Raw genomic sequence first — 21,700 nt, forward strand, 5'->3', positions numbered from 1 at the left:
TGGCACATATGGTCGGATCTCGGCCTCGGATCCGACGATTCATGCCATGTCGATGAGGCGCCTCGCCTCGCTCTCCTTCATGGCACGGGTCTCACCACTCGAGGACGATCTTGCCCACGTGGTTCTGTGACTCCTGGTGGCGGAAGGCCGCGGCGATCTCCTCGAGCGAGAAGCTGCGGTCGATCACCGGACGGAGGCCCGTCGACTCCAGGGCCCGGACGAAGTCCTGCTGGTCCCGGCGGCTGCCGACGATCAACCCTTCCAGCCGCGCCTGCTTGGCCATGAGGAGGCCGGTCGGGATGTCACCGCCGCGGCCGGACAGCACACCGATGAGCGAGATGTGCCCACCGATCGACACCGCGCGGATGGACTGCGGGAGCGTGACCGCTCCGCCGACCTCGATGACGTGGTCGGCGCCTCGGCCGCCGGTGAGTTCCATGACCGTCGTGCCCCACTCGGGGTCCTCGCGGTAGTCGATGACGTGGTCGGCACCGAGCTCGCGGAGGGTGTCGATCTTCTCCTGGTGGCCCGTCGTCGCGATGACGTGCGCGCCCATCGCTTTGGCGAGCTGGATCGCGTAGACGGACACCCCGCCGCTGCCGAGGGTGAGGACGGTGTCACCGGCCTTGAGGTCGCCGTTGACGACGAGCGCGCGCCAGGCGGTGAGGCCGGCGGTCGTGATGGTGGCGGCCTCGGCGTGGGACCAGTCGCGCGGTGCGTGGGTGAACCAGGTGGCGTCCGTGACGACGCACTCGCGGGCATAGCCGTCCATCCCGTCGCCGGGGACCCGGGTGAAATCGGCGTCGAGCGCGGGACCGGCGGGCCACAGCGGGAAGAAGCCGGAGACGACGGAGTCACCCTCGGCGAACTCGGTCACGCCCTCGCCGACGGACTCGACGACGCCCGCGCCGTCGGCCATCGGGACCCGGTCGTCGCGTGGGGTCGAGGGACCGGAGACGACCAGGTAGTCGTGGAAGTTGAGCGAACTGGCGTGCAATCGCACACGGATCTGCCCGGGACCGGGGTGCCCCGGGTCCACCGCATTCACGAGTTCCAGTCGGTCCAGTCCACCGGGTGCGTGTACGACGATCTGTTTCATGCCCGCCACCGTATCCCCGTCCGGGGTCCCGTGGGGCGAGACATTCCGCCCATCGGCACCACCGGCGAACAGTCAGGGCATCCTGCCGGGTGCCGGCGACTCGGCCGACGATGTCCACGAAGACCGCCGGATGGTGAGATGTCGGGGTTCTTGTGAGATGCCGTGTTCGAACACGACATCTCACAAGAACCCCGACATCTCACTTCGGGCGACCGGCCTGCAGACCTTCTTCCGCCGCCACGTCCAGGCCGGCCGGCCCTCAGCCCAACTTCGCCAGGGCCTTCGTGATCCGATGCTCGGAGACCGGGTGCGCGGTGCGCAGGTGCTCGGCGAACAGGCCGATCCGCAACTCCTGCAGGTCCCACAGGACGGTGGCCCATCCGGCCGGCAGCACCGCGGCACGTTCGGCCGTAGACTTCAGTCCTTCCAGCACCTTCGGGAACCTCGCGGCGAGCTTCTTCTCCACCTGTACCCCCACCCCGGCCATCCGGTCCATGAGCTGCTTGTCCCGCGTCGGGTTCTCCTGCATCTTCTGCACCCGGTGCAGGCCTGCGTCCAGGTACACCGGCAGACGCCGCAGCCGCGCGAAGGTCACCCGGTCGAACACGGGACCCGCCAGCAGGTCCGCCGCCCAGGCCTTCACGTCGGCCAGGTTCTGCAGGATCACGAGCGAGGACGCCGTGCTCACGGCCTTCTCCAGGTCCGTCGCCCTCTGCATCGCCCGCACGGCCAGGTCCACCGCCTGGGTCCCCGCCTCGATGACCCGCGCGTCGACCTCCCGGACGAGTGCCCGGAAGTCCTCGGCCGTCCGCACCCGGGTCTCGGCACCGACCGGCACGAGCCCGTCGACCGCCGCCCGCACGAGCGAGGGCACGAGGTCCGGCCGGCCCTTCCGGTACCCGGCGAGCACCAGCTTCTCCGTGTTCGACAGATGCTCGGCCACGTAGTCGGCCCGGTCGGCGAGCGCCAGCGCGACGAGCCGCACGAGCCCCGCCCGCGTCCCGACGAGCGCCTCCTCCGCTGTGTCGTAGGCGGTGAGTGCCACCGCACCCCGCGCCGAACCGGCCGACCCACCGGACCGACCGGTGCCCCCGGACCCAGCGGCCGCCGCCGGTTCGTCCCGCAGTCCCGGGTACACATACGTCGACCCACCGGTGTTCAAGGGGCTCAGGTCGAGCTCGAAGTCCCAGGTCACAAGCCCGGTCCGCTCGACGAACCGCGCCCCGCCCGGACCTCCACTACCCGGACCTGCACCTCGCCCACCGGCGGCACCGGCCCCGGCGGCACCCGCTCCCGAGGCGCCTCGGCCATCACCGCCACCCGCGGCCCCGGCAGCCCCACCGGCACCACCGCGCACACCAGCACCACCAGGCACACCGGCACGACCTGCGCCACCAGGACCCGGCACCCCGGCCCGCGCCGCCCGTTCGGCCGCGTCGAGCGACCCGACGGCGGCCTGCAACTCGGCCAGCGACCGGTACACCTTCGAGACCCGCTTGCGCCCGCGCACCGCGACGAAGTCCATGACGAGGTGGACGGGCAGGCGGTCGCGGTCGAAGTCGGTCGCCTCGACGGTGATCGGCACGCGGTCCATGAGTCCGCCGCCCCCGGCCCGGCGGGTGAGCGCCTCGGCGAGGACCTCCGGCAGGGACCCGACGTAGGGCTCCAGCTCGGCGGACACCTCGCGGGCGACGTCGGGCGCGGGCACGAAGTACTTGCGCTTGGCCTTCGGCAGCGACCGGATGAGCGCGGTGACGAGTTCCCCGCGCAGGCCCGGGACCTGCCAGGAGAACTCGGCCGCGTCGGCACTCGCGACCGAGTGTTCGGGGATCTCGACCGTCACACCGTCGGAGCGCGAGCCCGGGTCGAAGGAGTACCGCAGCTTCGCCTTCCTCCCGTCCGGCAGTTCCCAGTCGAGCGGGTAGTCGCCGGCCACCGTCTCCAGGGACTCCTCGAACCCCCCGCTGCGGTCCTCCGCGATGAGCATGTCCTCGGTGATGTCGAGGAAGTGCTTGTCCTCCCGCGACTTCTTCTTCCACCAGGCGTCGAAATGTGCCCCGGAGACGACCTCCTCGGGGATCCGCTCCTCGTAGAAGGCGTGGAGGACCTCGTCACCGGCGAGCAGCCGCCGGTCCCGCACACGCGAGGCGAGGTTCTCGGCCTTCCGCAGCGTCTGCGCATTGCGCGCGAGGAAGGCGTGGTGGGCCTGCCAGTCACCCTCGATGAGCGCCTGCCGGATGAACAGGTCGCGGCTGGTGACCGGATCGATCTTCCCGTACCCGACCGTCCGGTCGCTCACGAGCGTCACGCCGTAGAGCGTCACCCGCTCCTCCGCGACCGCCGAGGCACGCTTCTTCGACCACCGCGGTTCGCTGTAGGTCCGGTGGACGAGGGAGCCGGCCGCCTCGACGATCCACTCCGGCTCGATCGACGCGACCGTCCGCGCCCACAGCCGGGAGGTCTCCACGAGTTCCGCCGCCATGACGACGTCCGGCCGGGCCTTGAACAGCCCGGACCCGGGGAAGATCATGAACTTCGTGCCCCGCGCGCCCTGGTACTCGTTCAATTTCCGGCGCCCACGCCGGTCCGCTCCCGAGGCGCCCTGCCCTCCACGGCCGTCCGCTCCCGGGCGTCCCGCCGCCGTGTCGACCTCGATCCGCGACCCGATCATCGAGAGCAGACCCGTGAGCAGGGCCCGGTGGATCTGCTCGGCCCGGGCCACGGCGTCCGTGTCGTCGATCCGCCACGAGGACCGTTCCACGTGGACCCGCGAACTCCCGAGCATCGACCGCAACTGCCCGACGAGGTCCTGCCACTCGCGCAGCCGCACGAAGTTGAGGAACTCCTTCTTCACCTGCCGCCGGAACTTCGAGCTCGACAGGTCCGCGCTCAGGTCCTGCACGTGGTTCCACAGGGTGAGCAGACTGAGGAAGTCGGACTCCGGGTGGGTGAACCGCGCGTGCAGTTCGTCGGCCTCCGCGCGCACGGCGGTCGGCCGCTCGCGGACGTCCTGGATCGACAGGGCGGCGACGATCGTCGCGACCTCTCCCCCGACCCCGTTCTCGGCCCCGGCGATCACCATGCGCGCCAGTCGCGGGTCGATCGGCAGCCGCGAGAGCTGCCGGCCCAGTCGCGTCATCCGCAACTGCCCGTCGACCACCTCGAGCGCGCCGAGCTCCGTGAGCAGGACGCGTCCGTCGCGTACCGCCCGGGCGTCCGGCGGGGTGAGGAACGGGAACTCGGTGACGTCCTTCTCCGTCTTCGCGAACCCGAGCGAGGCCATCTGCAGGATGACACTCGCGAGGTTGGTGCGCAGGATCTCCGGGTCCGTGAACTCCGGACGCGCCTCGAAGTCGGCTTCCGAGTACAGCCGGATACAGATGCCCTCGCTCGTGCGGCCCGACCGGCCCTTCCGCTGGTTCGCACTCGCCTGCGAGATCCGCTCGATCGGCAGCCGCTGCACCTTCGTCCGGTTCGAGTACCGCGAGATCCGTGCCGTGCCGACGTCGATCACGTACTTGATGCCCGGCACCGTGAGCGAGGTCTCCGCCACGTTCGTCGCGAGCACCACGCGCGGCCGCTCGTGCGGGGCGAACACCCGTTGCTGTTCCTGCGCGGACAGCCGGCCGAACAACGGCACGACCTCCCACTGCGCGAACCGCCCACCACGCCGGGCCATGTGGTCGGTGAGCGCCTCGGCGGTGTCGCGGATCTCCCGCTCCCCCGACAGGAACACGAGGACGTCGCCGGGCGCCTCACCGGCCAGTTCGTCCCAGGCAGCGAGGATCCCCTCCGTCTGGTCGGCCGCGCCGGCCTCGTAGTCGCCGTCCCGGCCGGGGCCGTCCGTGTCGTCGTCGGCCTCCGGCTCGTCACCGGCGAGGGGACGGTAGCGGACCTCGACGGGGAAGGTCCGGCCCGAGACCGAGATGACGGGCACCTGGGCGTCGGCGGCCTTGCCGAAGTGCGCGGCGAAGGACTCCGGGTCGATCGTCGCCGAGGTGATGATGAGTTTGAGGTCCGGCCGTTTCGGCAGCAGCCGGGCGAGGTAGCCGAGGAGGAAGTCGATGTTGAGGCTGCGCTCGTGCGCCTCGTCGATGACGATGACCTCGTACTCGCTGAGCAGCGGGTCGTGCTGGAGCTCGGCGAGCAGGATGCCGTCGGTCATGACCTTCACCCGTGTGTGGTCCTCGACCTGCGAGGTGAACCGCACCTGGTAGCCGATTCCCTGGCCCAGTTCCTCGCCGAGTTCGTCGGCCAACCGCTGGGCGACCGCCCGGGCCGCGATCCGGCGCGGCTGCGTGTGGCCGATCATGCCGGTCACGCCGAGGCCGAGCTCCAGACAGATCTTGGGGATCTGCGTCGTCTTGCCCGAGCCGGTCTCACCGGCGATGACGACGACCTGGTGGTCGCGGATCGCGTCCGAGATCTCCTGCCGGTGTTCACTCACCGGCAGCGGCGGGTAGGTGATGTCGAAGTCGACGAGGGACCGACTCTCCCGCTTCGCCTCCAGGCGGGCCCGGTCCGGACCACGGCGGTCGTGATTGCGGCGGCTCTCGTCGCGGCGGCCCCGGCCCCCGCGGTTCTGGTCGCGGCGGCCCTCGTCGCGGCGGTTGGGCCGGGAGTCGCGGGCCCCGCGGGAGCGGGATCCGCGGCCGGACCGGCGCTTCTTCCGGGGAGGGGTGCTGTCGTCGCCGTTCGCGCCGGAACCGTTCGTCGTCTCGTCGTTCATCGCCTGTCCAGGGTACCGGCCACGGAGCGCGGAGTACTGTGGGCGCGTGCGCTCTCCCCTCCTCCCCTCCCCCGTCCCCACCTGGTCCGTCCCCACCTGGTCCGTCGCTTGCTGTTCCCTCCCCTGCCCCGGGGTCGACGCATGATCGGCGTCTTCGAGGGGTTCGGTGTCATCGCATTCGTCATCGCGGTGGGCATCGTGCTCGGGCGGACCGGCGTGCTCGGACCCGCCGGCCAACAGGTGATCGCCAAGCTCGTGTTCTGGGCGGCGACGCCGAGCCTGCTGTTCACGACGATCAGCGACACCGAGATCGGGCGGATCTTCAGCCCTGCGCTCATCGCCACCGGGGGCACGGTGTCGCTGCTGGCCGTCACGATGTTCCTGCTCACGCGGTTCGGGTTCCGACGGGGCAACGGCGAGGCGACGATCAGTGCGTGGTCGGTGAGCTACGTGAACATCGGCAACCTCGGCATCCCCATCGCTACCTATGTGATCGGGGACCTGAGCTTCGTCGCGCCGGTCATGCTGTTCCAGCTGCTCATCCTTGCGCCGATCGGGGTGGCGTTCCTCGACAGCGCGAAGTCCCCGCCCGGCGAGTTCCGCTGGTACAAGGCCTTCCTCCCGGTCGTGAAGAACCCGATCCTCATCGGCGCGAGCTTGGGGATCGTGTGCTCGGTGACGGGATTCCGGCTGCCGGCGGTGGTCGGCGACCCGATCGAGATGCTCGCGGCGATCGCGGTCCCCGGCGCCCTGCTCGCCTTCGGGATCTCGCTCAAGGACGGGTGGAAGCTGCCCGCCGCGGGCACGCGTCGCCAGCTCTCCCTCATCACGGTACTGCGTCTGGTCGTCTCACCGGTGCTCGCCTGGCTGATCGCGGGGCCGGTGCTCGGGTACGACGGGTTGGAGCTGTTCGGCATCGTCGTCACGTGTGCCCTGCCGACGGCGCAGAACGTGTTCGTCTACTCGCTCGCCTACAACCAGTCCGAGAGGCTCACCCGGGACGCGGTGTTCATCACGACGGTGCTGTCGGTCCCGGCGATCATGCTCGTCGCGATCCTCTTCGGCGGCTGAAGTTCGAGGAAGGTCCCCCGTCGGCCCGTCCGGGTCGCGCTGCGTGTCGGAACCGGGCTCGACCCCCGCGGGCGGGGAGAATGACGACCGTGGCCGAGAACGAATCGACAGACCCCGATGACCTGCTGAGCCGCCGGATGAAGTCCGGCTCGCCCTCGGCACCGTCCTTCGACGCGGAGCCCAGCGAGGCGACCGCGGAGTTCGACGCGCTCGCCCCCGACTCCGGCAGCTCCGGTTCCGGCTCCTCGGATCGAGGAAACGGCGCGAAGGGTGGCCGGAAGGGCCGACCCGTGATCTCGAAGGCCTCGGATCCGGACTCCACCGCGTCCGTGCCCAGGACCGCCGGTGCGAAGACGCCCGCGGACCCGGGCCCGACCAGTGACGCGAGCGGTACCGGGAAGTCCGCGGGCAAGCCCGACCTCTTCTCCGAGGAGGAGTGGGCCCTCATCACCGGTGGTCCTCGCTCCGCCGACGACTCGGCGACCGGCGACGGTTCTGCGGCCAAGGGAAAGGCCGGCAAGAAGGCCAAGCGCGGCAAGAAGGGTCGCGGCGCCGCAGCCACCGCCGGTGCGGCAGCCGGAGCAACCGGCACGGCCGCTGCCACCGCAGGGGGCGCCTCGGCGGCGGGGTTCCGTGCGGTCCCGGCGACCAGGCGCACCGTCGTCGACGTCATCGGCATCGTGTGGACCACGATCGCCGTCCCGTTCATGCTCCTGGCCGTCGCGATCCGCGCGATCGCCAGCGGCTGGTTCCTGCGCTTCGAGTACCTGTGGAACCCGGCCTTCCCCGCCGACGAGTACGGCTTCTCCGCCGCCGACCGCCTGCACTACGGCTCCTACGCCGTCGACTACCTGCACAACCAGGACGGGTCCCGGTACCTGGAGGACATCGTCTTCCCGGAGGGCATCCCGCTCTTCCGCGCCGCCGAGGTCTCCCACATGGCCGACGTGAAATCCCTGGTGAGCCTGCTGTTCACGATCGCCATCGTGGGCGCGATCGGCTGTGTGGTCTTCGGCCTGATCCAGTCGCGGCGCACCGGCCCCGGCATCCGCATGGGTTACCGCCTGGGTTCGGTGTTCACCCTCGTCCTGTTCGGCGCGCTCGCGGTCCTCGCCATCCTCGGTTGGGACACCTTCTTCACGCGCTTCCACGAGATCTTCTTCGCCGACGGGACCTGGCAGTTCTACCTCGACGACTCGCTCATCCGCCTCTTCCCGCCGCAGTTCTGGGTCGATGCGGGGATCGGCGTGGGCGTCATGGTGCTCATCGGCGTCGTGCTCACCTTCGTCTGGAGCTTCGCCGGCCACAAGAAGCGCGCCGCCGCCCGCCGCGCCGCCGCGAAGGCCTGAAACCCCATCGAGTGCGAGGTCCGTGGCGGTTCCCCGACGGGAATCCGCCACCGACCTCGCACTCATTTTCTGTCAGTCGTCGGTGGGGTGCCGGGGCCCGGGCGGCGTCGAACTCAGTCGTCGACGGCGTCCCGGCCGCGCATGACGAGCTTGGGGTCGGCCCGGTAGACGACCTCGGGGTCCTTGCCCTCGTAGTCGAACTGGTCGAGGAAGTGACGCATGGCGTTGAGCCGCGCCCGCTTCTTGTCGTTCGACTTCAGGACCGTCCACGGGGCCCAGTCCTTGTCGGTGCGCAGGAAGGTCGACTCCTTCGCGGCCGTGTAGTCGTCCCAGCGGCCCAGGGACTCCAGGTCCATGGGCGAGAGCTTCCACTGCCGGACCGGGTCGATCTGGCGGATGGCGAACCGCGTGCGCTGCTCCCGCTGGCTCACGGAGAACCAGAACTTCGTCACCGAGATCCCGGAGTCGACGAGCATCTTCTCGAAGACCGGGGCCTGGTTCATGAAGACCTCGTACTCCTCGTCGGTGCAGAAGCCCATGACCCGTTCGACGTTCGCCCGGTTGTACCAGGAGCGGTCGAACATGACGATCTCACCGTTGGTGGGCAGGTGCTGGATGTAGCGCTGGAAGTACCACTGACCGGCCTCTCGGTCCGAGGGCTTGTTGAGCGCGACGACGCGGGCGGCACGCGGATTGAGGTACTCGGTGAACCGCTTGATGGTGCCACCCTTGCCGGCGGCGTCACGGCCCTCGAACACGATGATGTGCTTGTGCCCGGTGTCCTGCGTCCAGTACTGGAACTTCAGCAGCTCGATCTGGAGCTTGTACTTCTCCAGTTCGTACTCCTGCCGCCCCATGAGCTTCTCGTAGGGGTACCCGTCCTGCCAGGTCTCGACGGCGTTGCCGTGCGGATCGATGAGGTCGGGGTCGTTGGTGTGCCCACCGCGCACCGTGTAGCCCTCCAGCCGCAGCGTGTCGATGTACTCGCGCAGGCTGAAGTTGTCGGGGCGCTTGTCGTCGGTGCCCGGAACGGCGGGGAAATCAGTCATCGGGGTTCCTCGTGTGCGTGGGTGGTGGTCTCGGTGGTCGTGGGAGTACGGCCCGCGCCCGGTCCGCGCGAATCGTACGACGCGGCGGTGAACGGCGGGGTGACGGCAGGTGTCGTCCGGTCGTCGGGACCGGCAGCCTCACCGCGCGGGTCCGAGGAGGGAGGGGCGCCTCGGCGGCGGAGGAACAGCAGGGTGACGGCGAGCGCGGCGAGCAGAAGCACCCCGGCCACCGTGAGGGTGGCGATCGGCCACCGGCCGTACGCGAGCCCGACGGCACGGAGGCCGACGAACCCGACGGTCGCGTAGACGGTCGCCCAGAGAGCGGCACCGACGGCGAGTGCCGGGACGTAGCGGAGGGCGGGCATGCGGGTGGTGCCGGAGGCGAGATTCACCATCGTCTGGAACCCGATGGTGAGGAACCCGAGGGACACGACGGGCGCGCTGTACCGGTTGAGGGCCGCCTCGGCGCGGCGGTACCCGGGTGCGGCCAGACGGCGGCGGACCGACTGCCACCGCACCGCTCCGCGCCGGGCCAACCGCCCGACCAGGTGGGTGGCTCCCCCGCGCAGGAAGGCGATGGCGAAGAGCGCGGTCCAGACGGCCACGACGGGCGCGTCGTCCCAGGCCAGTGGGTTCATGCGCACCTCCTGCGGGTCGTCACGGTCCACCGCGTCCTCACACGCGTCTGCCGCCTCTCCGTCAGGGTACGCGGCGGGATCCTAGGATGGATACGTGGTGGTCACCACCGCCACGCGGCGTCCCAGTCCGTGGACGCCCTTGACGAGCCCCAGGAGTCCCGGTGATCACCCTCGCCCGCACCTTCGACGCCCCCGCCGACCTCGTCTGGCGCGCCTGGACGGACCCGGCACTCGCGCGCCGCTGGTGGCACCCCTTCGACGCCCGGATCCGGGGCGGCCGGCCCACGATCGACCCCCGCGTGGGCGGGGAGTTCTCCTATGTGATGAAAGGGGCGCCGGAAGGGTCGGTGCCCGTCGCCGCCGAGGCGCCCGTCCGCGGCATCTACCGTGTCCTCGAGCCCGAGCGTCGTCTGGTGGCCGACTGGTCGTACCGCCCGGATTCCCCGGAGGCCCGCATCGACGCGGTGCTCACCGTCGACCTCTCCCCCACCGCCCACGGGCTCACCCGGATGGACTTCACGCTCGACGTCACGCACGCGCCCGCGGGTGCCGATGTGACCGAGGAGGGGCCGGTGGGCCAGGGCTGGTCGGAGGCCTTCGAGCAGCTCGACATCTGGTTCGCCATGGGGATCATGTAGCGCGAGCCTCTCACGGCCCTTCCGCGTTGCTCCAGGACCCGCAGCGTCGTCCCAGGTGAGGGACGAGTTCTCGCGAAACCCTTGACGTCGGGCGGTACGCGGAGGATCGTGTAAGCAATTCCTTACGTAAGGAGTTGCTTACACGAAAGCCGATCACCATGTCCGACACCCACCATGTCCGACACCCGTCACGACAGACACCCGACATGACTGACCGCCCCGGCACGCCCCCGGAGGACGACCCGCTCTCCCGGGTCTTCCACGCCCTCGCCGATCCCACCCGCCGGGCTCTGCTCGAACGCTTGGGCCGCGGCGACGCCACGGTCACCGAACTCGCGGAACCCCTGCCGGTCAGCCGGCCGGCCGTCTCCCAGCACCTGGCCGTCCTGGAGGCCGCCCACCTCGTGTCCCGCAGCACCCGCGGCCGGTTCCGCATGTGCACCGTCGACCCGACGGGACTCGAAGCCGCCGATGCCTGGGTCGAACGCCAGCGCGCGGCGTGGAACGCCCGGTTCGACGTCTTCGACGAGGTCCTCCACGACCTCCGCGCCGTCGCCGACCGCGCATCAGCAGACCGCGCCGCTGCGGATCACCCCGCGGGTGATCTCCCCGCCCCCGACGACACACCCACCGAACCGACACCCACCGCCGAGCCGACGAAGGAGTCGCCATGAACACCCCGACCGACACCACCACGTCCACGGACACCACCCCGCAGTTCACGATCACCCGCGACTTCGCCGCACCCCGCGACCTCGTGTGGCAGGCCTGGACGGACCCCACCCTCACCGTCCGCTGGTGGCACCCGCACCAGGTGACGATCGCCCCGGACAGCGTCCACACCGACCTGCGCGTCGGCGGCACCTACGCCTACACGATGGTCGTCCCCGGCGGGCAGGAGTTCCCCACCTCCGGGTCGTTCCTGGAGATCGACCCGCCCCACCGCCTCCGCTTCACCTGGGGCATGCCCGGCGACGGGGAGACCGCCGCCCCCGTCGTCACCGTCGACCTCGCCGAGTCCGGCCCCGAGGCCTGCACCATGACCTTCCACCTCCTCGGCGTCGACGGCGACCCCGACCACCCCCACAGCGTCTTCCGCGGCTGGTCGGAGGCCTTCGAGGTCCTCGACACACTCCTCCCCGACCTCCGCGCCGGGGCCGTTCCCTCCCAGGACCGGAGCTGACCGTGTCCGCTCCCGAGGCGCCCTCCCCTCCCGACCGCCCCTCCCTCGACGAGGCACAGCGTTCCTTCCACGAGGAACTGAGTGCCCTCGTCGAGGGGGCAGTCGGAAGCGGGACCGTGACCGCTGTGGCCGCCGGCGTCGTGTTCCACGAGGAACCGGGGCCCGCCGGTCCGGACGACCCGACCGCCACCCGCCACGTCACCACCGCTCGCCACGTCGCCACTGCGGGGTGTTCCCGCGATGCGCTCTTCCGCATCTCCTCGATGACGAAGCCGCTCACCACCGCCTGCGCACTCGTCCTCGCCGAGCGCGCCGCCCTCCCCTTCGACACCCCTCTCGGCGATCTGCTTCCGGAACTCGCCGACATGCCGGTGCTCGATGCTCCGGACGGCCCGCTCGACCGGACCCATCCGCCGCGACGGGCACCGACCTTCGAGGACCTGCTCACCTACACGTGGGGATTCGGCATGGACATGCCGATGTTCGCCGCCGCCGGCGCCGGGGACCCGTGGCCGGTCTTCGCCGCCGCGGAGGACCTGCACACCTTCGGGCCACCGGTTCCCCGCACCGGGCTCGACCGGGACACGTGGCTCACGCGTCTCAGTGGGCTCCCGCTCCTCACCGAACCGGGTGAACGCTGGTGGTACAGCTCCGGGTCCCACGTCCTCGGTGCGTGGATCGAACGGCACACGGGTCTCGATCTGGAGACAGCTCTACGCAGATACTTGCTCGATCCCTGGGGTCTCCCCGACACGACCTTCACCGCCACCACCGAGGGCGAGCGCAACCGGCTCGGGCCCGTGTACGAGACGACCGCGGACGGCCTCGCGGTCGTCGACGGACCCGGACTCGTCGACGGGCTGGGCGCCTCGGCGGCGGGGGTGGCCGGCTCGAGCGTGTGGACCCGGGAACCGGCGTTCCACGACGCGGCCGCCGGGCTCCTCTCGACGGTCGACGACTGCCTGGAGGCCGGGCGTCGGCTGTTGGCCGGCGACACGCCGGGACTGCCGACGGACCTGCGGGACCGGATGCTCTCCGACCGGCTGACCCCGGACCAACGCCGGGCGACGGACCCGCAGGGCCTCCTCGGCGAGGGCCTCGGGTGGGGGTACGGCCTGGCCGTCCACCCCGACGGCTCCTACGGCTGGGACGGCGGGTTCGGTTCGATCTGGCGGAACCTGCCGGGCCCGGGCACTGCTGCCGATGCGGCAGGCGCCTCGGGAGCGGTCGCCGGTTCGCGCACCGGCGCCACCATCGTCGTCCTCACGGACCGGATCGTCGACGCCGAGGGGTGGCCACCGGTGTGCGCGCAGGTCCTCGATCTCGCCCGCGCGCACCTCGACGACCCGGCCGTGGGTCCGGGATCCGCCCCGGCGTAGGATCCGAGGAGTAGCACCAGCGCACCACCCGGGTGTGCGACGACGAAAGCCCCCTCTCCATGCCACAGCACCCCGTCGACGACGACGGAACGCCCGACACCCACGCCGCGGCTCAGGACGCACCCGCCCCCGCGATGACCCCGCGCGCCAAGATCCAGGCGGTCCTCGGCATCGTCATGGGCATGTTCGTCGCGCTCCTGGCGATCCTCATCGTGTCGCCGGCGCTGCCGCGGATCGTGAGCGATCTGGGCGGCAACCAGCAGACCTACACGTGGATCCCGACGGCGACGATGCTCACCTCGGCGCTCTCCACTCCCCTGTGGGGAACCTTCGCCGACCGGGTCTCCCGCAAGACCCTCATCCTCGCGGCCCTCGGGCTCACCGCGGTGGCCGCCACGGCCGCCGGGTTCTCCCCGAACACGGGCGTGCTCATCACGTGCCGCGCCTTCCAGGGGATCGGTGCCGGCGGTCTCATGTCGCTCGGTTTCGTCCTCATCTCCGACATCACCTCGCCCCGGGAGCGGGGGAAGTACATGGGCATCGTCGGTGGGGTGATGGCCTGTGCCCAGATCGGCGGGCCGCTCGCCGGTGGTCTCATCACCGATGCCTTCGGCTGGCGGTGGAACTTCTTCACCGCCGTCCCGATCGCTCTGGCCGCCATGGTGCTCCTCCACCGCACGCTCCACCTCCCCCACCGGCCGGGCAGGAACACCCGGATCGACTTCCTCGGTGCGGCCCTGCTCTCCGCCGGTGTCGCGCTCCTGCTCCTGTGGGTCACCTTCGCCGGCCACGAATACCCCTGGATCTCCTGGCAGTCCGTCGTGGCCGTCTCCCTCATCGTGCTGCTGTTGGGTGCCACGGCCCTCGTCGAACGCCGACATCCCGATCCGATCGTCCCGATCGACCTCTTCCGCGACCGTTCCTTCACCCTCGGGCTCGTCGCCTCGATCGGGGTCGGGATGGCGCTGTTCTCCACCGTCGTATTCCTCGCCCAGTTCCTGCAGCTCGGCCGCGGGCTCAGCCCCACCGGCAGTGGACTCCTCATGATCCCGATCGCGCTGGGCATGTTCCTCGGGTCGAACACCACGGGGCGCCTGATCGCCCGCACCGGTCGGTACAAGGCGATCCTGCTCGTCGGGGCCGCGCTCATGCCGACGGCACTCCTGCTCCTGTCGACGATGGACACCGACACCCCGCTCGTCCTCGTCGGCACCTACCTCGCACTGCTCGGGCTGGGGATCGGCACGCTCATGCAGAACCTCGTGATCGTCGTGCAGAACACCCTGCCCGTCGAGCGGACCGGCATCGGCACCTCGTCCGTCGAATTCTTCCGCAGCCTCGGCGGCACCCTCGCGCTGTCGACCTTCGGCGCCCTTCTCTCGCACACCGTCGATCGCCGGACCACCGCGGGGCTCGCCGCTCTCGACACACCCGTGGAGCCGGTCGCAGGCGGCACGGTCCCCGATCTCGCCACACTCGCGGCCCCGGTCGCGGAGATCGTCTCCGCCGCCTATGCCGAGGGGTTCACCACCGTCAACCTGTTCTCGGTGCCGGTCGCGCTCGTCACGTTCGTCGCCGTGATCTTCCTGCCACGGGTGCCGCTCGGCCAGGAATCCGGCCTGGAGCAGTTGGCCCGCCGTACCGCGATCGAGTGTGACGACGACGAGGCGCCCTGACCACGTCCACAGGACCCCGGCGGTGCTTCCGGTCCTGGTGTTCGTACCCCCAGTCGGACTCGAACCGACACTGAGCCGATTTTAAGTCGGCTGCCTCTACCGATTGGGCTATGGGGGCGTACGCTCCAAGCCTAGTACGCCCACGCCGAAGGAGCCCCACCGGATGACCGCACCCGCACTCCCCACACTGCTCGATTCCTTCTCACCCGTCTGGGCCGCGCCGATGGCCGGTGGCCCCACCACCCCGCAACTCGTGATCGCCGCTGCCCGCGCGGGCCATTTCGCGCAGCTCGCCGCAGGCTACCTCTCCGCCACCGCGCTCGCCGAGAGGATCACGGCCGTCCGCGCCGCCGACATCGGGACCTTCGGTGTCAACCTCTTCGTGCCCGAACCCCACCCGGTCGAGCCGGCCGCCTACTCCGCCTATGCCGCCGAACTCGCCGCCGAGGCCGACCGGTTCGGTCTCACCGACCCACTCCCCGACATCCGCGAGGACGAGGACGACTGGGACTCGAAGGTCGCCGCACTGCTGTCCGACCCGGTGCCCGTCGTGAGCTTCACGTTCGGTCTCCCCGAGCCTTCCGTCTTCGATTCCTTCCGGGCCGTCGGCACCCGCACCGTCCAGACGGTCACCTCCGCCGCCGAGGCGCTCCGTGCTTCCGAGGCCGGCGCCGACCTCCTCCTCGTCCAGGGACCCGGGGCCGGTGGACATTCCGGCATCTGGGCCCGGGACACCCTCCCGGCGGACGTGGCGCTCACCGACCTCGTCACCGAGGTGCGTTCGACCGTCGACCTCCCGGTCGTGGCCGCCGGCGGGATCGCCGACGCCGAGGCGGTCGCCCGGGTCCTCGCCGCAGGCGCCGCGGCGGTGTCCGTCGGGACCTCGCTCCTGCGTGCCACGGAGGCCGGGACGAATCCCGTCCACCAGCAGGCGCTCTCCGACCCGCGCTTCACGGAGACGACCCTCACCCGCGCCTTCACCGGCCGGCCGGCCCGCGCACTCGTGAACAGGTTCGTCCGCGAGCACGACGACCAGGCACCCAGTGGCTACCCGGCACTCCACCACCTCACCAAGCCGCTGCGCACCGCGGCCACGCAGGCCGGAGACCCCGACGGCCTCCATCTGTGGGCCGGCACCGGCTGGCGCACCACCCGCGCGGCCCCCGTGGCCGACATCCTCGCCTCCCTCGTCCCCTGAGCCCTCACCGTCCAGTGGGGAACGATTGGCGTTCGAGTGCCTCGGGAACGCCATCCGTCCCCCACTGGAAGTCCTGCTCACACACGAGGAGGCCCGTCCCGCGCGGTGCGTGGGACGGGCCTCCTCGTGATTGCCGGACGCGTGTCCGACGGAAGAAATACGAGGGCCTCAGGCCTTCGCGGGCTCCTTCTTCGGTGCCGGCTTGGAGTTCGCCGCGTCGACGAAGGCCTTGAACGGCACGTCCAGGTTCTTCAGCGGCATGAGGTCCCGGCCGAGGGCGAAGTTGAGCACCCAGTTGCCGAAGACGCGGACCTTGCGGTCGACAGTCGGGATCGCGTAGCCGTGGTAGCCACGGTGCATGAGCCAGGCGAGGAAGCCGCGGGCCTCGAAGTCGCCCATCTGGGACACACCCTTGTACAGACCGAAGCCCGCCACCGAACCGATGGTCTTGTGGAAGTACTGCTTGAACTCGGTCTCTCCACGGAGAGCGGCGAGCAGGTTCTCGGCGAGCACCGGGGCCTGACGGACGGCGTGCTGGGCGTTCGGCACGCAGAAGCCGCCCACACCGCCACCGGAGAGGTCCGGGACGGCGGCGTTGTCACCGGCGGCCCAGGCGCCTTCGACCACGCCGTCCTCGCCCTCGACCCGCAGGTCGGCGCGGACGGTCACGCGGCCGCGGTCGTCGAGCGGCAGGTCGGAGTCGACGAGCACCGGGTTCGCCTTGACGCCGGCGTTCCAGATGATCGTGTCGGCGTAGAATTCCTCGCCGTTGGAGAGCTTGCACAGCTTGTCGGTGCAGTCCTGGAGGAAGGTCTCCAGGTACACGTCGATGCCGCGCTCACGCATGTGCTCGACGACCCACTCGGCCTGCGACTCGCCGACCTCGGGCATCACACGACCCATGGCCTCGACCATGACGAAGCGGATGTCCGCCTCGGTGAGGGTCTCGTACTGGGCGACGGCCGAGCGGGCCAGGTCCTCGAGCTCCGTGATGGTCTCGATGCCGGCGAAGCCACCGCCGACGTTGACGAAGGTGAGCGCGCGACGGCGCTCCTCGTCGTCCTCCATGAGGGAGGCCTTGGAGATCTGGTCGAGGATGTGGTCGCGCAGGTACACGGCCTCCTCGATCGCCTTGAGGCCGATGGCCTCCTCCTTGAGGCCGGGGATCGGCAGGGCGCGCGGCACGGAGCCGGCGGCGAGCACGATCTGGTCGTAGTCGAGCTCGAAGGGCTCGTCACCCTCGGGCTCCACGACCACGTACTTGTCGGCGTGGTTGATGCTGGTGACCGCACCGGTGACGACCTCGGCACCTTTGAGGTTGCGGCGCAGCGACACGACGGCGTGGCGCGGCTCGATGGAGCCACCGGCGACCTCGGGCAGGAACGGCTGGTAGGTCATGTACGGGTTCGGGTCGACCACGGTCACGGTGGCCTCACCCCGACCCAGGTTCTTCAGGAGGTTCTGGGCCGTCACGAGACCCAGGTAACCACCACCGACGACGAGGACACGGGGGCGCAGCTTGCTGTTTCGAATGAGAGCCATGGGCTCATCCTAACCCCGTGGTCGAGACCTTGTGAAAGTTTTCACGACCTCTGTTCCGCCGGACCGGACACCACGCTTCCGGCGCACCACCGGTACCACGGCACCGCCCAGCAGTCCGAGGGCCACGAGGCCGGATCCCACGAGCAGCACGGGTCCCAGCGGGTTCACCCCCGCCGGCTCCACCTCGGCGCTCTCCCCGGGGCCGACCTCCCCGGTCTGGGCACCCGCCGAGGCGCCCTGCCCACCGGACTCGCCCGCGGACCCGTCCGCGCCGGACGACGACGTGGCCCCGTCCGTGGGACCCGGGGTCCCCGCGACGTCCGCGGTACCGTCCTCGCCGGTGGACCCGCCACCCGCAGTCGCGGCCTGTGGATCGGCCCGCCGGTGCATCCGGATCCAGTCCTGCAGTTCGGTCGCGGCACTCGGCACGCTCGCGGGCACCTCGGCGTCCAGCGCCGCGACGGGATCGACACGGCCGTGCCCCACGATCGGGTCCGGCGCCTGCGGATCCCCCGGATGCGGCGTGTGGGTGTGACCCTGCACCGGCTTCGCGGTCGATTCGAGGAGCGCGACCACCTGATCGGCGCTGAGGTCCGGGCGATCGGACCGGACGAGCGCGGCGACCCCGGCGACGAAGGGCGCAGCGAAGGAACACCCCTCCGCGTTCGCGACCCCGCCCTCGTACCAGGGCACGGGGATGTCCTGCGCAGGCCCCATGAGGTCGACGGCCGTGCCCGGCGCGCTGCCGGGTTGGTACACGGTCCCGTCGGTACTGAGCCCGCCGACCCCGACGACACCGGGCACCGTCGAGGGCGCCCAGGCCCGGGTCGCCCCCTGCGAGCGGTTGCCCACGCAGGCGATCACGACGACGTCGTTCTCGTGGGCGTGGGCGAAAGCCTCGTCCCAGTCGCTGCTCCAGGCGGGGTCCGACCACCCGAGCGACATGTTCACCACGTCCGCTCCGGAGTCGACCGCCCACCGCAGGGCCTGCGCCGCCTGGGTCCGCGACGACACCGCACCCTCGGGCAGTCCGCTGCCCAGCCACATCGAGGCCGAGAGCAGGTCCGCGTCGGGGGCGACCCCCGTGGGGGCCACGCCCTCGCCCTGCCCGGCGATGACACCGGCGACCGCGGTGCCGTGGTGGATCGTGGCGTCCGGTCCGACAGGTGTCGTCCCGTCGGTGCCGACACCGCTGAAGTCCTTCGCCCCGGTCACGGTGCCCCGCAGGTCATCGTGGTCGTCGTCGATCCCGGAGTCGATGACCGCGACGGTGACACCTGCACCGGTCGTCGTCTCCCAGGCCTTCTGGAGTCCGTAGGGCTCGACATACCACTGTCCGGGCCCGGCCTGCGGGCCGGAATCTGCGTCCTCCTCGTCGGGGGCCGGTTCCTCGGGGAGCTTCTCCGGTCGTTCCGGCGCCACCGCGTCCATCGCCACCGCGTTCGTCGCCGCCGAGGCGCCCTGCACCGCGGAGACCGTCCGCAGGTCGGAGATCGCGGGGACCTCCGGGACCGACCGGGTCTCCGGAACCGCGCCGGCTCCGGCCGTCCCGGTGGTACCCGCCAGCAGGGCAACGACGCCGAGCACCGCACCCACGCGCCGTACCGTCCCCGCGCGTGACACGGCGCGGGTCCGGGGTGGACGTCGACGGGTACGGATCATCCGATCAGGATACGGAAGACACGAGGTCCATCGCGGTGCCGTCCAGGATGTCGGACTCGCTCGTGACGATCGTGAGGGTGCCACCTGCGGCCTCGACATCGGTCTGCAGGCGTTCGACCAGGCGGCCGAGGATGAGTGCACCGGCCGGGATCACGTCGACCCGGCCCGGGTGCAGGTACGACAGTGCCTGTCGTGCGGCCCGGTCCATGCGGAGGAACGCGTCGACGGTGTGCTGCAGCGCGTCGATCGGCAGATGTGCGCCGTGGACCTGTGCCCGGTCGTAGGCCGGGAGGTCGAGGACCGCGGCCGTCAAGGTCGTGAGGGTCCCGGCCACGCCCACGAGGGTGCGGGCCCGGGAGGTGTCGACCGTCGTCCGTGCCCGGTCGTACCAGGTGTCGACCTCGGCGCGGGCGGCCGCGACGGCGGCCGGCTCCGGTGCACCGTCGTGGTCATGGGTGTGGAGGAACCGCTCGGTGAGCCGCACGCTCCCGATGTCCATGCTCAGCGCTGCTTCTACGGACAGTGCTGACTCGACGGAGGTCGCACCCTCTCCCCCGCCGCCGAGCACGAGCTCGGTCGAACCGCCACCCAGGTCCATGACGAGGTAGGGCGGCTGCACCGGCACGCGGGCGGCCGCCTCGACACCGGTCGCCGCACCGAGGAAGGACAGACGCGCCTCCTCGTCGCCGGTGATGACCTCGGGCGTCACACCCAGACGGTCACGGACCCCGGCGAAGAACTCCTCCCGGTTCTTCGCGTCGCGGGTCGCCGAGGTCGCGATGAACCGCAGGGCGGCGGGACGGTGTTCGGCGAGCACCTGTGCGTACTCGTCACAGGCGGCGAAGGTGCGGTCCAGTGCCGCCGGGTCGAAGCGGCCCGTCGCGTCGACCCCCTGACCCAGTCTCACGATCCGGGTGTCGCGGTGGAGTTCGACGAGCCCGCCGTCGGCGCCGACCTCGGCGACGAGGAGGCGGATGGAGTTCGTGCCGCAGTCGACGGCCGCGACGGTGGTCATACCGACTTCTCGGCGCCTCGGCCGCCGGATGCCGGCAGGTCCGCCGGAGCCTCGAGCGCGGGCCACTCGTGGCCCTCGACGGCGGGCACACCGGAGAACAGGCCGATGGCGCGGTCACCGATCGGGTTGACACCGGGTCCGGCGCTCAGCGCGTGGCCGACGAGGGCGTGCAGGCACTTGACGCGGGTGGGCATGCCACCGGCGGAGAAGTCGGAGATCTCGGGCACCTCGCCGACGCCGGAGTCGATGCCCAGCTGTGCACGGGTGTCCAGGTAGGCACGGTGGGCGGCGGCGTACCGTGCGGCGAGCTCGGTGTCGGTCTGCACCTCGGTCGTCCAGTCGGCCATGATGCCCGAGGCCTCCAGCCGGGAACACTCGGCCACGTAGTCCGGGTGGGACAGGTAGAAGGTCGTGGGGAACGGCGTGCCGTCGGGCAGGCGGGGCGCGGTGGCGACGACGAGCGGGGTCCCGTCGGTGGCGCGGGCGGCGATGCCCACGACCCCGCGCGGGACGCGGCCCAGCTGTTCACGGACGGTCTCGATGTCCGTGGGTGTGCATTCGGTGATCACTCGTGCTCCGTGTCGTCGTTCGCGACCTCGCGGGCCGCGGCCTGCTGTTCCGTGGTGAAACCGATGGCCTGGAGGTCGTCGAGCAGTTCGGTGTACCACGGGCGGTCGCGGACGGGGACGTCCACCCGGTCGGTGTCGGTCGTCGCGGCGTCCGCCTCGTCGGCGGCACCCGTGTCGTCGATGACGATGTACAGTTCCTCCCCCGGTTTCACGTAGTGCTGTTCCTCGCGGGCCCGGGCGGCCAGGTAGGCGGGATCGGTGAGCTGCTCCTGTTTGGCCTGCAGCGCCTCGACCTCGCCCTCGGTGGCGGCGATGTCGCGTTCGAGTGCGGAGATCTGCTGCCACTGGCGGATCCCGGTGTTCACACTCGGGGCGAACATCGCGACGAGAAGGATACCAAGACCGACGAGCACGAGGGTGCGCAGAGAGAACCGCCGGCCGGCCGCCGTACGGTCCAACCGGTCGGGGTCGAGACCGACGACCGGGCGTTCGATGCGTCCGGTCCGGTTGCCCACCTGCACGTCCTGGACGCCCTGGCCCAGTGAGCGGCGCAGACGGTCCCGGACACGACCGGAGGGTCGAGTGCTGTTCATGCCACCACGTCCTCGCCGTGCCCGGTGCGAGTCGGGGAAGAAGAAGGAGGGCACGACAGGGTCATTCTGTCGTGCCCTCCTGCTCACCCGCCGGAGGTGCGGTGGGTGTGTCGCGCCGCCGAGGCGCCTCGGCGGCGCGACACACCCGCCGCACCTCCGGCGGGCGGGCAGGGAGGAACGACAGAATGACCCTGTCGTGCCCTCCTTCTCACCCGCCGGAGGTGCGGTGGGTGTGTCGCGCCGCCGAGGCGCCTCGGCGGCGTTCGGTTCAGCCGGTGGGGTGCCGGGGCTCGGGCGGCGTTCGGCTCAG

The 21,700-nt window shown here is 70.9% G+C and carries 17 protein-coding genes and 1 tRNA gene; 8 read left to right on the forward strand and 10 right to left on the reverse strand.

What is annotated here, in order from left to right:
- Positions 1-91: 91 nt before the first annotated feature.
- Both AAD496_RS10895 and hrpA read right to left on the reverse strand, forming a co-directional pair.
- A complete protein-coding gene (locus tag AAD496_RS10895) occupies positions 92-1,099 on the reverse strand; it encodes a zinc-dependent alcohol dehydrogenase family protein (RefSeq protein ID WP_349828756.1) in 1,008 nt (335 codons plus the stop codon).
- A 259-nt stretch (positions 1,100-1,358) separates the two neighbouring features.
- Positions 1,359-5,828, reverse strand: coding sequence for an ATP-dependent RNA helicase HrpA (gene hrpA / locus AAD496_RS10900; protein ID WP_349828757.1), 4,470 nt, complete (start codon positions 5,826-5,828; stop codon positions 1,359-1,361).
- A gap of 141 nt (positions 5,829-5,969) precedes the next feature.
- Here hrpA and AAD496_RS10905 point away from each other — a divergent pair, with 141 nt between their 5' ends.
- Positions 5,970-6,899, forward strand: a complete 930-nt coding sequence (locus tag AAD496_RS10905) for an AEC family transporter (protein WP_349828758.1) — start codon at positions 5,970-5,972, stop codon at positions 6,897-6,899.
- Positions 6,900-6,988: 89 nt separating this feature from the next.
- Positions 6,989-8,248, forward strand: a complete 1,260-nt coding sequence (locus tag AAD496_RS10910; protein ID WP_349828759.1) for a TIGR01906 family membrane protein — start codon at positions 6,989-6,991, stop codon at positions 8,246-8,248.
- A 113-nt stretch (positions 8,249-8,361) separates the two neighbouring features.
- On the opposite strand, the gene ppk2 is transcribed toward AAD496_RS10910, so the two are convergent.
- Together ppk2 and AAD496_RS10920 are read right to left on the reverse strand one after the other, a co-directional pair.
- Positions 8,362-9,297 (reverse strand): polyphosphate kinase 2, encoded by a 936-nt coding sequence (gene ppk2 / locus AAD496_RS10915; RefSeq protein WP_349828760.1) that lies wholly within the window; start codon positions 9,295-9,297, stop codon positions 8,362-8,364.
- Entirely contained in the window at positions 9,294-9,935 is a 642-nt protein-coding gene (locus tag AAD496_RS10920; RefSeq protein ID WP_349828761.1) for a DedA family protein, read from the reverse strand. The genes ppk2 and AAD496_RS10920 overlap by 4 nt, the downstream gene beginning before the upstream one ends.
- A gap of 161 nt (positions 9,936-10,096) precedes the next feature.
- On the opposite strand from AAD496_RS10920, the gene AAD496_RS10925 reads away from it, so the two are divergent.
- The 5 genes from AAD496_RS10925 to AAD496_RS10945 all read left to right on the forward strand — a co-directional run bounded on the left by AAD496_RS10925 (position 10,097) and on the right by AAD496_RS10945 (position 14,811).
- On the forward strand, positions 10,097-10,573 hold the full coding sequence (locus AAD496_RS10925) for an SRPBCC family protein (protein ID WP_349828762.1): 477 nt from the start codon (positions 10,097-10,099) through the stop codon (positions 10,571-10,573).
- Positions 10,574-10,779: 206 nt separating this feature from the next.
- Entirely contained in the window at positions 10,780-11,247 is a 468-nt protein-coding gene (locus AAD496_RS10930) for an ArsR/SmtB family transcription factor (RefSeq protein ID WP_349828763.1), read from the forward strand.
- A complete protein-coding gene (locus tag AAD496_RS10935; RefSeq protein ID WP_349828764.1) occupies positions 11,244-11,756 on the forward strand; it encodes an SRPBCC family protein in 513 nt (170 codons plus the stop codon). Before AAD496_RS10930 ends, AAD496_RS10935 begins: the two co-directional genes overlap by 4 nt.
- Before the next feature lie 2 nt (positions 11,757-11,758).
- Positions 11,759-13,135 carry a serine hydrolase domain-containing protein gene (locus AAD496_RS10940; RefSeq protein WP_349828765.1) on the forward strand — a complete coding sequence of 459 codons (1,377 nt, stop codon included), beginning with the start codon at positions 11,759-11,761 and terminating at the stop codon, positions 13,133-13,135.
- Between the two features lie 59 nt (positions 13,136-13,194).
- Positions 13,195-14,811: an MDR family MFS transporter gene (locus AAD496_RS10945; RefSeq protein WP_349828767.1), complete on the forward strand. Its 1,617-nt coding sequence runs from the start codon at positions 13,195-13,197 to the stop codon at positions 14,809-14,811.
- Positions 14,812-14,855: 44 nt separating this feature from the next.
- On the opposite strand, the gene AAD496_RS10950 is transcribed toward AAD496_RS10945, so the two are convergent.
- Positions 14,856-14,929 (reverse strand) — tRNA-Leu (locus tag AAD496_RS10950).
- Positions 14,930-14,974: 45 nt separating this feature from the next.
- Here AAD496_RS10950 and AAD496_RS10955 point away from each other — a divergent pair.
- Positions 14,975-16,009, forward strand: a complete 1,035-nt coding sequence (locus AAD496_RS10955; protein WP_349828768.1) for a nitronate monooxygenase — start codon at positions 14,975-14,977, stop codon at positions 16,007-16,009.
- 168 nt (positions 16,010-16,177) lie between these two features.
- On the opposite strand, the gene AAD496_RS10960 is transcribed toward AAD496_RS10955, so the two are convergent.
- From AAD496_RS10960 to AAD496_RS10980, 5 genes are read right to left on the reverse strand one after another with little or no spacing between them, the layout of a single operon-like run.
- Positions 16,178-17,551, reverse strand: coding sequence for an NAD(P)/FAD-dependent oxidoreductase (locus AAD496_RS10960; protein WP_349828769.1), 1,374 nt, complete (start codon positions 17,549-17,551; stop codon positions 16,178-16,180).
- Positions 17,552-17,560: 9 nt separating this feature from the next.
- On the reverse strand, positions 17,561-19,213 hold the full coding sequence (locus AAD496_RS10965; RefSeq protein ID WP_349828770.1) for a S8 family peptidase: 1,653 nt from the start codon (positions 19,211-19,213) through the stop codon (positions 17,561-17,563).
- Positions 19,214-19,217: 4 nt separating this feature from the next.
- The gene (locus AAD496_RS10970) at positions 19,218-20,228 is read right to left on the reverse strand and encodes a Ppx/GppA phosphatase family protein (RefSeq protein ID WP_349828771.1); all 1,011 of its coding nucleotides are present in this window, start codon (positions 20,226-20,228) and stop codon (positions 19,218-19,220) included.
- Complete coding sequence (locus AAD496_RS10975) at positions 20,225-20,797, reverse strand: DUF501 domain-containing protein (RefSeq protein WP_349828773.1); 573 nt, start codon at positions 20,795-20,797, stop codon at positions 20,225-20,227. Before AAD496_RS10975 ends, AAD496_RS10970 begins: the two co-directional genes overlap by 4 nt.
- Positions 20,794-21,390 carry an FtsB family cell division protein gene (locus AAD496_RS10980; RefSeq protein ID WP_349828774.1) on the reverse strand — a complete coding sequence of 199 codons (597 nt, stop codon included), beginning with the start codon at positions 21,388-21,390 and terminating at the stop codon, positions 20,794-20,796. Before AAD496_RS10980 ends, AAD496_RS10975 begins: the two co-directional genes overlap by 4 nt.
- Between the last annotated feature and the right edge of the window lie 310 nt (positions 21,391-21,700).

The sequence above is a fragment of the Brevibacterium litoralis genome (genome assembly GCF_040212315.1).
Classification (GTDB): domain Bacteria; phylum Actinomycetota; class Actinomycetes; order Actinomycetales; family Brevibacteriaceae; genus Brevibacterium; species Brevibacterium litoralis.